This window comes from Rhizobium sp. BR 314 (assembly GCF_047445805.1).
In the GTDB taxonomy this organism is placed as follows: domain Bacteria; phylum Pseudomonadota; class Alphaproteobacteria; order Rhizobiales; family Rhizobiaceae; genus Rhizobium; species Rhizobium lusitanum_B.
Window position 1 is genome coordinate 1 of record NZ_JARWLA010000077.1, and the last position, 12,613, is coordinate 12,613.

General features: G+C 59.5%; 8 protein-coding genes and 3 pseudogenes. 5 read left to right on the forward strand and 6 right to left on the reverse strand.

The features are described 5' to 3' along the window. A partial coding sequence (locus tag QD461_RS35870; RefSeq protein WP_414091562.1) for a YDG domain-containing protein occupies positions 1–6,550 on the forward strand: 6,550 nt, incomplete at its 5' end. A gap of 68 nt (positions 6,551–6,618) precedes the next feature. Here the strand turns inward: QD461_RS35870 and QD461_RS35875 are convergent. Together QD461_RS35875 and QD461_RS35880 are read right to left on the reverse strand one after the other, a co-directional pair. Beyond that, positions 6,619–7,197 (reverse strand): annotated as a pseudogene (locus tag QD461_RS35875) (IS5 family transposase); the annotation flags it as partial. A gap of 90 nt (positions 7,198–7,287) precedes the next feature. Then, a complete protein-coding gene (locus QD461_RS35880; RefSeq protein WP_414091563.1) occupies positions 7,288–7,473 on the reverse strand; it encodes a hypothetical protein in 186 nt (61 codons plus the stop codon). 294 nt (positions 7,474–7,767) lie between these two features. Here QD461_RS35880 and QD461_RS35885 point away from each other — a divergent pair, with 294 nt between their 5' ends. Beyond that, positions 7,768–8,325 (forward strand): dihydrofolate reductase family protein, encoded by a 558-nt coding sequence (locus tag QD461_RS35885; RefSeq protein WP_414091564.1) that lies wholly within the window; start codon positions 7,768–7,770, stop codon positions 8,323–8,325. A gap of 86 nt (positions 8,326–8,411) precedes the next feature. Next, positions 8,412–8,578 (forward strand): annotated as a pseudogene (locus QD461_RS35890) (transposase domain-containing protein); the annotation flags it as partial. Here the strand turns inward: QD461_RS35890 and QD461_RS35895 are convergent. Beyond that, positions 8,556–8,687, reverse strand: a pseudogene (locus QD461_RS35895) (IS3 family transposase); the annotation flags it as partial. The pseudogenes QD461_RS35890 and QD461_RS35895 overlap by 23 nt on opposite strands. A gap of 864 nt (positions 8,688–9,551) precedes the next feature. On the opposite strand from QD461_RS35895, the gene QD461_RS35900 reads away from it, so the two are divergent. Further along, the gene (locus tag QD461_RS35900) at positions 9,552–9,932 is read left to right on the forward strand and encodes a hypothetical protein (protein WP_414091565.1); all 381 of its coding nucleotides are present in this window, start codon (positions 9,552–9,554) and stop codon (positions 9,930–9,932) included. A gap of 204 nt (positions 9,933–10,136) precedes the next feature. On the opposite strand, the gene QD461_RS35905 is transcribed toward QD461_RS35900, so the two are convergent. Beyond that, entirely contained in the window at positions 10,137–10,433 is a 297-nt protein-coding gene (locus QD461_RS35905; protein ID WP_414091566.1) for an addiction module antidote protein, read from the reverse strand. Beyond that, on the reverse strand, positions 10,434–10,718 hold the full coding sequence (locus QD461_RS35910; protein ID WP_414091569.1) for a type II toxin-antitoxin system RelE/ParE family toxin: 285 nt from the start codon (positions 10,716–10,718) through the stop codon (positions 10,434–10,436). 324 nt (positions 10,719–11,042) lie between these two features. Between QD461_RS35910 and QD461_RS35915 the strand changes: the two genes are divergently transcribed. Continuing rightward, the gene (locus tag QD461_RS35915; protein ID WP_414091567.1) at positions 11,043–11,282 is read left to right on the forward strand and encodes a hypothetical protein; all 240 of its coding nucleotides are present in this window, start codon (positions 11,043–11,045) and stop codon (positions 11,280–11,282) included. A 210-nt stretch (positions 11,283–11,492) separates the two neighbouring features. Here QD461_RS35915 and QD461_RS35920 read toward each other — a convergent pair whose 3' ends face one another. Continuing rightward, the gene (locus tag QD461_RS35920) at positions 11,493–12,521 is read right to left on the reverse strand and encodes an IS110 family transposase (protein WP_414091568.1); all 1,029 of its coding nucleotides are present in this window, start codon (positions 12,519–12,521) and stop codon (positions 11,493–11,495) included. Between the last annotated feature and the right edge of the window lie 92 nt (positions 12,522–12,613).

A 12,613-nucleotide genomic window follows, 5' to 3' on the forward strand; every position in this document is an offset into this window, starting at 1 on the left:
GTGGTCCGACGATCTGACGCGTTTTGCCGGGACGATCACGGCCAAGGGCGGCGCGATCTCCGGCAATGGCGGCGAGGCGGAAGTCTCGGGCAAGGCAAAACTGTCCTACACCGGTCTCACCGATCTGACGGCGGCGCATGGTTCCGTCGGCAATCTGCTGCTTGATCCCTATAATGTGACGATTTCGACGGCGACGGACAGCAATTCCTCCGGCTTCACGGCGACAGGCAATGACAGCATCATCAATGTCAACACGCTGACCAATGCGCTCGCAACCGCCAATGTCACCGTGACGACGGGCTCGTCGTCGGATACGACCAATCCGCAGGCCGGCATCATCACGGTGGCCGCCCCGATCGCCTGGGCCTCCGGCTCGACGCTGACGCTGAATGCCGCCTCAGACATCAACATCAACGCGGCGATCACCGCCACGACCGGCGGACTGACGCTCGCCTCGGGCGGCACGATCTCCGCACCGGCTGCCGTCAGCATCGGCGGCACCTTCAACCTCACCTCGGGCAACTGGGTGCAGAACACGGCCGCACTGCCCACCTTCTCAGCCAAGGACTTCCAGCTCACCGGCGGATCCTTCCTGCGCGTCACCGGCGGCGACGGCTCAAGCGCCACACCCTATACGGTCGCCGATGTCTACGGCCTGCAGGGCATCGGGTCGTCCGGCGCATCACTGGCCGCCAAGTGGACACTCGCCAACAATATCGATGCCTCCGGTACCGCCAACTGGAATGCAGGCGCAGGGCTCAATCCCATCGGAACCTATTCCGTGACCTTTTCGGGCGTCTTCGATGGTGCGAGCCACATTATTACCGGCCTGACGGTCAATCGAGCGGCTAGTTTTCTCGGGCTATTCGGTAACTCGGCGGGAACCATCCAAAACATCGGGCTTACCAGCGAGTTTATCAATGGCTACTCCTATACGGGAGGATTGGTCGGTAACAATACCGGCACGATCAATAACGCTTTCACGACCGGCACCGTCAACGGCATACAATATGTCGGAGGGCTGACTGGATGGAATTCCGGTTCGATTAACAACAGCTCCGCCACCACTGCGGTCTCAGGCAGCTATGATGTCGGCGGATTGGTCGGTCACAATCATGGATCGATCAGCAATAGTTACGCCGCCGGCGCAACTTACGGCTCGAATACCTATGCCGGTGGTCTGGCCGGCTTCAATGATGGCACAATCAAATTTGCCTATGCCACTGGCTCCGTAAGCGGCAATACATATGTTGGCGGCCTAGTGGGGTATAATGATTCCGGAAGCTCCATAGATAATGCCTATGCCACGGGCGCAGTTAGCGGGAGCGTCGCCGTCGGCGGCCTGGTGGGCCGAAACTTCTATAGCACCATCACCAACAGCTTCTGGGATGTCTTCACGACCGGGCTATTCAATGGCTCCGGCCAATCCTTTTTCGGCATGTTCCGGGCGATCGGCCTCACGACCGAACAGATGCGCGATTCGGCCAACAACGCCACGAACTACGCGGGCTGGGATTTCGCCAACACTTGGTATCAGTCCGGCAATATGCGCCCGATCCTGCGCTCGGAAGCTGCAACCGCCAACGCGAACGGCATAGCCACGATCAACAATCTGCATCAACTCGCACTGATCAGCGTCAATCCGTCGGGCAACTATGTGCTCAGCGCCGACATCGATGCCTCGGCCACCGCAGGCACCAATGCCTCCGGCGTCTGGGATTCAGTGAATGATATAGATGGCGGCTGGCAGCCGATTGTCACCTTCACCGGCAGCCTGGACGGCGCGGCTCACACGATCAGCGGGTTGACCTCCTCTTCGGGCGGCCTGTTCGGAACCATCGGCGGTGGCGCTAGCGTCAGCAATCTCTCGCTTAAAGCCGCCGACATCAAAGCCTATACTCCGTCGGCGGCGATGCTTGCGAGCGCCAACGCGGGCTCCATTACGTCCGTATCGGTGAGCGGAACCGTGTTGGGCGGCTTGGATGCCGGTGGCCTCGTGGGCAGCAACAGCGGCACGATCATCTCATCCTCCGCGAGCGGATCGGTGACAGGCAGCGGAGATCTCGGCGGCCTTGTCGCCAACAACAGCGGCTCCATTTCGGGCTCCAGCACGTCTGCTTCCGTTACCGGCGAGACCTATGGTGGATCCGAGGGACGCGGCGGACTGATCGGCCGCAACAGTGGCACCATCTCCAATTCCTTCGCCACAGGCATCCTAAGCGACCTCAGTGCTATTTCGTGGGGCGGTCTTGTGGGTATCAATACCGCAACGGGTATTATCAACCAGTCCTACGCGTCTGGTTCCGCGAATATTGCCTACGCCCTTTACAGCGGCGGTCTCGTTGGGCTGAACGATGGCAGCATCACACAATCCTATGCCACGGGCGGCATTGGCGGGTATGCAAACGAATTTACCGGCGGCCTCGCGGGGTATAACACAGGGATTATCTCGCAGTCTTATGCTCTGGGTTCCGTGAGTGGCAGCAAAGCAGGCGGGCTGGTCGGATATAACACCTCCACCGGCCAGATCAGCCACTCCTATGCGGCCGTGTCGGCCAGTCGCGGCGGTCTTGCCGCGTTCAACGACGGCACAATCACCAATTCGTTCTGGAACCTGACCGTTTCGGGCCGACCTGCGGCCTCCGGCGGGGGCAGCGGCACGATCACCGGCACGACCGGCCTGACGACGGATCAAATGGCTAATCCGTTCCTCTTCATCGACGCCGGCTGGGATTTCGGTTTGATCTGGGCGATGTCGAAAACTGGCGGCGCGCCGGTGCTGCGCGGCCTGACCTCCGACCCGATCTTCAATTACTATGTCCGTCTGAGCGGTAACACCTCATCGATCTACGGTGATGTGGCCTCGGCCTCCGGCATCGCGCTTGATGGTTATGGAACCGGCAATGTCAGCATCGGCTGGGGTAGCGCCGCCAACGTCGGCACCTACGCCTATGGCGACGCCAATGTACTGGCGCTTAGCTATTCCACCGGAGTAGCCAGCGACTATTATATCGATTACGGCTCGGGTAGTCTGACCATCAACAAGCGGGTGATCTCGCTCTCCGGCAGCCGCACCTATGACGGCACGACCAATGTCTCCGCTGGCAATCTGACACTTTCTAACCTTGCCAACGGCGAGACTCTGACGCTCTCGGGCATGGGTTCGATGGCCGATAAGAATGCCGGCTCGGGCAAGGCGGTTTCGCTCGGTTCGCTCTCGCTCGACGATGGCTCCGGCCTTGCCTCGAACTACACGCTGGTTGGTGGTACCGATACGGTCGACATCGCAAGAGCGGCGATCTCGTCGATCGGCGGCATCACGTCCAATGGGAAGACCTATGACGGTTCGACGGCGGCGACGCTGAACACGGGTAGCGCCGTCTTCAATGGCATGCTCGTCGGCGACAGCCTGACGCTCGGCACTGGCTTCAGCGGTGCCTTCTCCGATAGGAATGCCGGCGCCGGCAAGACTGTGACGATCTCGGGCCTCCTGCTCAACGGTACGGATGCCGGCAACTATACGCTTGCCCTGGATACGGCGACGACGACGGCCGATATCACCAAGGCGACGATCTCTTCGATCACCGGCATCACGGCTTCGGGCAAGACCTATGACGGTACCACGAGTGTCGTCCTGAACACCTCTGGTGCGGGCTTCTCCGGCATGGTCGGTGGCGACGTGCTGACAGTCGCTACCTCAACCGGCGCCTTCGCCGACAAGAACGCCGGCACAGGCAAGGTGGTCAACATCTCTGGCCTGACGCTTGGCGGCGCGGATGCGGGCAACTATACGCTCGCTTTGGACACAGCGACGACGACGGCAGACATCGCCAGGGCGACGATCACCTCGATCACCGGCATCACCGCCAACAACAAGACCTATGACAGCAACACGACGGCAACGCTGAACACATCGGGTGCGGGCTTTACCGGCATGCTTGGTGACGACGTTCTGACGGTTGCGACCGCGACCGGCGCCTTCTCCGACAAGAATGCCGGCGCCGGAAAGACCGTTGGCATCACCGGATTGACGCTCGGCGGCACGGATGCGGGCAACTACACACTCACCTCCCACATCGCAGCGACGACGGCGGATATCGCCAAGGCCTATGTGGCTTTCGGCGGCACCAGCGTCAACACCAAGACCTATGACGGGACGACCGCGGCCAGCGTCAATATTTACACGATACCAATTAGCGGCGATGACATGCATGTTGGCTACACCAGCGCCAACTTCTCCGACAAGAATGCCGGCACGTCCAAGACGGTCGCGGTCGATGGACTTTACATAACCGGCGCGGATGCCGGCAATTACCAGCTTGGCATCACCAGCACGACCAGCTACGGCACCATAACGCCTGCGATCATCACTTCGATCGGCGGCATCACCGCCGGCAACAAGACCTATGACGGCACCACCGATGCGCCGCTCGATACGTCTGGCGCCGTCTTCAACGGCATAATCCAGGGTGACAGTCTGACGGTCGCCACCGCGCTCGGCGCCTTCTCCGATAAGAATGTGGGCGCCGGGAAGATGGTCGACATCTCCGGCCTGACCTTGGGTGGGGCTGACGCGTATAACTACAGGCTCAACATAAACACGGCCTCAGCCTTTGCCAATATCGGCCAGCGCGTGATCAACCTTTCGGGCAGCCGCACTTATAACGGCTCGGTCAATCTCGATGCCTCGATCTTCGCACTGTCGAACCTGGTAAGTGGTGAGACGCTGGCGCTGTCGGGCACCGGCACCATGGCCGAGAAGAATGCCGGCTCGGGCAAGGCTGTGACGCTCGCCTCGTTGATGCTGGGCGACAGCATCAACGGCGACGGTGGCCTTGCCTCGAACTACACGCTGATCGGTGGTGCCGACACGGTCGACATCGCCAGGGCAACGATCTCGTCGATCTCCGGCATTACCGCCGGCAGCAAGACCTATGACGGCAATACCGGCGCCACGCTCGATACATCCGGCGCGACCTTCAACGGCATCTTCGGCAATGACGTCCTGACGGTCAGCGGTGGGCTCAGCGTCTTTGCCGATGCCAATGCTGGTTCCGGCAAGACAGTGACGATCTCCGGTCTCGGTCTTTCCGGTGCAGACGCCGACAATTATACGCTGGCTGATGCAACCGGCACCACGCTTGGCGATATCGCTCGCCGTGCGATCACCGTCACCGCCAATGGCACCAGTCGCGCCTACGGCGATGCCAACCCGGCGCTGTCCTATGGCATCGGCGGCGCAGGGCTGGTGACCGGAGACAGCTTGCCGGGTTCGCTAGCGACGGCAGCCACCACGGCCTCGAATGTGGGCTCCTATGCGATCTCGCAAGGCACGCTCGGCAACGCAAATTACGCAATTACCTATAGCAGTGCCGACCTGACAGTGACGCCACGGGCGATCACGGTTGCCGCCAATGCCGCAAGCCGTGCCTATGGCGATGCCAATCCGGCTCTGAGCTATGCGATCGGCGGGGCAGGGCTCGTCAACAATGATACGCTTTCGGGTTCTCTGACAACATCCGCCACCCCCGTGTCGAATGTCGGCCTTTATGGCATCAGGCAAGGAACGTTGGCTGCCTCCGGCAATTATGCGCTCACCTTCACCAGCGCCGACCTGACCGTCAGCAAGCGGGCGATTACGGTTGCGGCAAGCAATGCTACTCGCATCTATGGCGATGCCAATCCGGCGCTTTCCTACACGATCGGCGGTGCAGGGCTTGTCAATGGCGATGGCCTGACAGGCGGACTGGCAACCTCTGCGACGGCGGCCTCTGGTGTCGGCAGCTACGACATCGGTCAGGGCTCGCTTGCCGCGTCGGGCAATTACGACCTCACCTTCCTCGGCGGCAATCTCGCCGTCACTCCGCGGGCGATCACGGTTGCGGCCAACGGTGCAAGCCGGACCTATGGCGATGCCGACCCGACCTTCACCTATGTCGCCACCGGCCTCGTCAATGGCGACACGCTGGCAGGCGACCTCGCCTCAGCGGCCAACCGGTTCTCCAATGTCGGCTTCTACACCATCGGCCTTGGTTCGCTCGGCAATGCCAACTACGCGATTAGCTATACCGGTGCCAGACTGACGATCACGCCGCGTCTGATCAGCGCCTTTGCCAACAATGCCAGCCGTGCTGCAGGTGCCGCCAATCCGCTCTTCACCTACACGATCGGTGGCGGCGGTCTCGTCAATGGCGACCGGCTCTTCGGTCAACTGGCCAGCGCCGCCGATCGCTTCTCCATTCCCGGCAGCTATGCCATCGACCAGGGAAGTCTTGCAGCCTCGGCCAATTACGATCTGAGCTTCGTCAGGGGCATGCTGACCGTCACGGCCGCCCCTTCAAGCCCGGCCGCCGATTTGGCAAGCGCCATCGTGCCGCGATCCTATGCGCCCGACACGGCACCGCCATTGCCGCCGGCTCCGGCCGAGGATCACGGCACCTTCTCCTATACCGATGAAGGACGCCGCGTGTTCCTCACGGATCCGCGCTTCGCCGGCACGGTCGTCTGCCTGGGAGACGGCGCAGGCTGTGTCATGCAGGCCACGCCGTAAGCGCGCTGCGGCAGTGGAGAGGCAGGCGTCCGCCGCGATGGCCGTCAGCGTGAGAAAGACAACAAGCCTGGCGGCGCTCGACCACCATCGCCCGTATCCTGGTCAATCATGATGTGGGCGATGATCTCGCCGTTGTCGGCATCCAGTGCCAGATGCAGTTTGCGCCAGCTTCGCCGCGACCTGACGCCATGCTTTTCCTCCTGCCACTGGCCGGCGCCGTAGACTTCAAGCCCAGTGCTATCGATGAGAACGTGCACGGGCCCTTCTCCTGGAATCCCGCGACCTTGCCGTGTGTCAGGCGATCGCCGTGTGCTTGCGCGCCGGCTGAGCGTGGTATGATCGGGCACGCTGAGAGCCAACCCCATCATTTGCAGCACCGATATCAGCAATCCCTCTGTCTGACAGAGACGCAGGCCGAACACCAGTCCCAGCGTCAGTGCGGTCTCGATCGCTAGATCAGAGTAACGCGGCTGACCGCCGCGGGTCGTGCGCTTCGGCGCTTGCCACTGCGACAAAGCTTCCGCGGTCATCCACAACGTCAGGCTGCCGCGTCGGCGAAGGCCTGCCTCATACTCCGACCAATTGGTCACTTTGAACTTCATCTTACCGATGCGATGGCGGCGGCCGGCATTGTGTTTGAAGGGCATAAAGCTGACAGACCTGATAGTTCAACCAACGCGCGGCTACACCATGACCGCTGAACGATCCGTGCGCCAACGCTATGTGGCGATGCCGTCTCACCCGCGCGATGTGGCAGCCGTGATCGAGCGCGCCGCAGAACATTGAGCATTGCCCGTGTTGTGGGTGCGCGCCAGCTCCGCGCGCCCCCACCTCACGAACCCTGTTTTCCAAGCGGGAACTGGATCGACCATCTTCCAGCCGCCACTCAGGTCGCGCCCGGCATCGAGAGCCTGCATGTTCATGGGATCAACCTCTATGACGGCCGCCGGGAGCCTCTCTCGCGACCATCAATCCGTCACGGAAATCCGGTCCAAACTCCCGCTCTAATGGAGACGCTGCGGGGTCTTCCTCCGGATCGAGATTGAAGCGGAGTCTGTTGTATATGCCCGGTGGCGAGCGGCGGCGGTCTCCTTTGGCCCGTAACATCGGCTTTGTGGATGAAACTCAAAGGGAGAAGCCGACCCACTGTGGAAGTTCAACATCAGCCGCGAGCAACGGGCCTGTGCGTTCTCCATTGTATGTGTTAGGCTCGCCGCATGGGACTATTGACCTTCAGCATCAACGTCACCGTGGACGGCTGTGTCGACCACCGGGAAGGTATAGCCGACGACGAGACCCACGCCTTCTACACCCGCCTTATGGACGAGGGCGGGGCGATGCTGTGGGGACGCGTCACCTACGAGTTGATGGAGAGCTACTGGCCCGCAGTCGCCCGCGGCGACGTGGAGGCATTGCCAGCGATACGCGAATGGGCGATCAAGCTGGAGGCCAAGCCGAAGTACGTAGTGTCTTCGAACCGCAAGGTCTTCCCGTGGACCAACAGCCACCACATCGCTGGAGACCTGCGCACGGGCGTCCAGAGGCTCAAGGACGCAACCCCGGCTGGCGTGCTCCTCGGTAGCGGCAAGCTGGCGACCGAGCTGGACCGGCTGAACCTAATCGATGAGTACAGGTTCCTTGTCCACCCGAGGATCGCCGGGCACGGACCGACGCTCTACCAGAGCGGGCTGCCCAGCACACGACGGCTCGAACTAATCTCGGCCAATCCGCTCCGCAGCGGCGCGGTCGCCATGCATTACCGGCGCGCGCGCTGACCCTTAGCGGCTTGTCGCGCCCAGCCTGTGGGCCAGCGCGTCCATGCCGTTTCGCCGTAAGGCGAATTCCCTTCTTCTGCTACGAGAGCGACGGCGGTGGCAGGACCTGGGCGACGATCGCGACACTGCTTCAAACGGCCTGATGAATGCTGTCGATCCCCAATCCTGGTTTACCCAGACCCTTCAGCGCCTGGCGAACGGATGGCCCAGCAACGAGATAGAGAGCCTTATGCAGTGGAACTACGCCGCCTGAACGGCCCCAGCTTGTCGCTTACGATAATCCGCAGCTTCTGTTCGGTCGTCCACCGCCTTCGGAGGACGTCGCCGGTAATCACTTCGATGCGTCGATAGTTGTTAGGCATAAGCCTGTGCTTGAGCCTTTCTGCTTGTGGCGACCGTCCGGTCGAAATGCGAGGCACCTCACGCCTCCTCGGAACATTCAAGCCAAATTGCGCTGCTTGGCCGCAGGCTCGATTCTGTTTAAAGGCAAATGGCATTCGGATTGTATTGTTACTGCAGACGGCAGCGGTGGCTCTCAGATTTAACAGGCGTCAACCGATCGCCTCATCGGCAACAGCTGCAAGTGCGCCTTGAATGCAGTCGTTGTTCCGCGATCTACGCAAAAGCCTATTTCCACTGGGAGGACGTCCAATGTTCAAACCACCGCTAGCATTCCGAACGATCAACGCCTTTGCCGCGCTTGGCTGATCGACGCGCCCCAGGCTCTGCCTATTTCATACAACAACAGAGATATTATCATAGTCGTGGCAATGCGGCGCTGGATTGCAGGTTGAAGCATAAGTTGAGGGATGGAAATTGAATTCAATCCGCTATTGAATAATATATAAATATAATATAAAAGATAACATTAGATATACATAAAGATTGCTATCTTTTGTCGGGAATTCTCGGCGGGATATCTCAGCCGTACGAAGAAGAAGCTTCGTCACTGACGAGAGATCTTTCGTTCCTGGCCTTAGTTGGGGTTGTTGTAGGCGCATCTAAACAATCGCCCATGGCCGTTTTCGAGGGCGGATCATGTCTTGTTGGTGGTAAAATCGGCGGGCAGGAATGGTTTCTGTGCTGGCTTGCGCGAACTCGTGTCTTGAGGCGCGCGCTACCTTTCCTCACCCTCCAACGCCTCACGAGGCATCCCCCGACTTGTCGAATAGACGAAGCCGATGGGTGTCGCAATTCATCATCAATTATCACGATGGAGGATCCATATGCGCGGAATTGCTTTTTGGTTTTTCTTCACGGCCACTCTCTATTTTCTGGCCGGTATGGTGTGGGGTATTGTCATGGCGGTCAGCGACGACCATTCCTTGATGCCAGCCCACGCTCATCTCAATCTGGTTGGTGGAGTCGTCTCGGCGCTGGCCGGTCTCTACTATCATTTGGTCCCGAAAGCGGGGGGGCATTGGCTGGCGAAAGCGCATTTCACATTCGCGATGCTCGGCATCCTCACCATGGTCCCAGGGATCGCATTGGCTCTGGCTGGGCAAAGTGAGGTCTTGGCCAAGGTCGGTTCAATCCTCACCTTGGGCGCGATGATCCTCTTCACGATGAACGTCCTGAAATTCCGGACAAGCGCCGAGTTCGTATAGCTGTCCAAGAATTCCGGTGAAGGTCAGGATCGGTTCCTAACGAAAATCAACAATGTGACAAAGCAAACGGCGACGAGAGAGGTTTTCCGATTCGGGGACATGTCGGGAAGAGTGCCGCCATTATTCGAATATGTTCACATGAGGCAGCTATTGCGCTGCCAAAAGGGGCGAGTTGATGCGGCTGAACGAGGGCGCGGGCAGCACTTAGGCAGCTTCGTGAGCTTTAACTACGGTGAGCTGCAAACCCAAGGCTTTCATCACGCGGAGGAGGGTAGACAGCTTCGGGTCTCCCTTTTCACTGAGGGACTTGTACAGCGCCTCCCGAGTGATTCCGGCTTCCTTGGCGACGTGGGTCATGCCTTTGGCCTTGGCGATGTTGCCGAGGGCGATAGCGATATCGGTAACGTCACCATCTTCGAAGGCAATCTCAAGATATTCCTTGATGGCTTCATCACTGGTGAGGAGTGCAGTTGGATCCCAAGGGATGGTTTTAATGGTCACTTAAACCTCCTTTGCCATTTCGATGGCTCGCGCTATGTCCCGCCCTTGCGAGCCCTTGTCGTCGCCAGAGAGCAGGATAATAAGTTCATTGCCCCGTTGAACGAAGTAGATGCGATATCCGGGGCCAAAGTTGAGGCGGAGTTCACCTATCCCGCTAAAGAACTTCGCATCGCCGAGAAGGCCAAAGGGAAGCCGATCAATGCGCTTCTGAATTCGCATCTTAGTCGGCCGGTCCGGCAAGTATTCAAACCACTTTGCGAAAACTTCGGTTTGGTGAACCTCGATCGTATGTAATCTTTAGTTCACAGCGCTAGCGTCGTCAAGAAAAGCCGTGTGAACTGCAGATTACAGTTTCGGCGGTCATCCCGTCTTTAATCACTACTCGTTCGCAGGCGCCTTCGGAGCGCTTTTTCTATGGAGGCGTGAATGCCTCGCCCAAACGGTGCCTATAGCGTCTCAAATTGAGGAGTGCCGAGCGCATTCTTGCTGCGCAGGCCAACACAATTTATGTTTCTGTGGCGATCTGGTCTTTAGGCTGCTGTTTCCTGAGGTGTCACGCAATAGGATCCAAAGGTTGGTCGGTGTCCGACTTACTTAAGGTGCCACACTATGTCGATAATGGAAACCCGAGGCAGTATCGCCATGACGATCACATCAAATAACGAGTCATCTTCGCCTGTCGTCACCAGCGAGTTTGCCGGTAGGGAGCAACTTCGCGCGAGCTCCACCGAATTCCGAAAGGAAGTAATCGAAGTTTCCGACGGCGTATTCGTCGCCGTTGGCGGTGGCGTCTTCTTCTGTGGTTGCCGCCCGTTGTGCAAGAAGTTTTTTCACCGTCTGAAGGTGTGATCGAGTGCGGTCTTCTGTCAGGCCTTTTTGTACGGCGCTTTCAGAAGCCGCCGGCCGGTATGGTGATCTGCGGATCGGGTCCAAATCTTAACCCCGAGCTTCAATGCTCAAAGGCGACGGCTGGTTTTCCCTATCCGGATCAGTTCGATCAAGCGCCCATTCAGGTCATCGACTTCTCACACCTCCTTGCCGGCGTTGTTCGTAGTCGGCTTACGCCGCTACACCCGCCGGCAAATCTCGATAATCTTCCTGTTTCGTMAGCATGGCCCATATCTTCCGGGCCATCTTGTTCGCCAGCGCGATCGCCRCCAACATCTTCGGTTTTCTCGCCAGCATCCGGGCCAACCATGAACCCTGCACAGGAGGCTTGCGGCTTGCCCAGTTCACACGCGCCATCGCGCCAATGATCAGAAGCCTACGAATATCAGCCTGCCCGGCCTTCGAAACGCGTCCGAGCCGTTCCTTGCCACCCGACGAGTGTTGTCGTGGCACGAGACCGAGCCAAGCTGCAAAGTCGCGGCCGCAGTGGAAGCTTTCCATCGCCGGGGCAAAGGCCTCGACAGCCAGAGCGATCATGGGGCCGACGCCCGGCATCGTCTGAAGCCGGCSGGCGGTGTCGCTTTGCTTCGAAAGCTCAGCGAGCTTTTTGRTCTTCTGCTCGATCCGGGCCGTTTTCTCGTCAATCTGCGCCAGCAGGTCGCGGCATTCTTCCCGTACGATCTCCGGCAGGTCGACGCTATCATCTTCAATCATCTCCTCGATCCGCTTGACATGGCTGATGCCGAGTGGAACGACCAGCCCGTATTCGTAGAGCACAGCGCGCAGCGCGTTCACCAATTCCGTGCGCTGGTGGACAATGCGCTCGCGGGCACGGAACAGGACGGCTCTCGCTTGCTGATCCGGCGTCTTGGGCTCTACAAAGCGCATTTCAGGCTGACGTGCGGCCGTGACAATGGCCTCGGCGTCAGCGGCGTCATTCTTCTGGCGCTTTACGAAAGGACGCACATACTGCGGCGCGATCAGCTTGACCTCATGGCCGAGTTTCATCAGCTCTCGAGCCCAGTGGTGCGCGCTGCCGCAAGCTTCCATGGCCACCAGYGCAGGCGGCTGATTTCCCATGAATCGCAGAAACTGGCCGCGTGGCAGCTTCTTGCGGAACTGCACCTCTCCCGCCATCGACGCGCCATGAAGCACGAAAACGTTCTTTGCCAGGTCTACCCCGATCATTATATCCTTCATCTGCCGCTCTCTCCGCTCAGTGGCCTATACGACCACATCCTTGGCACATCACGATGCCGTCTGGGGAGGGCGGCAACCACTCCATCTTAACC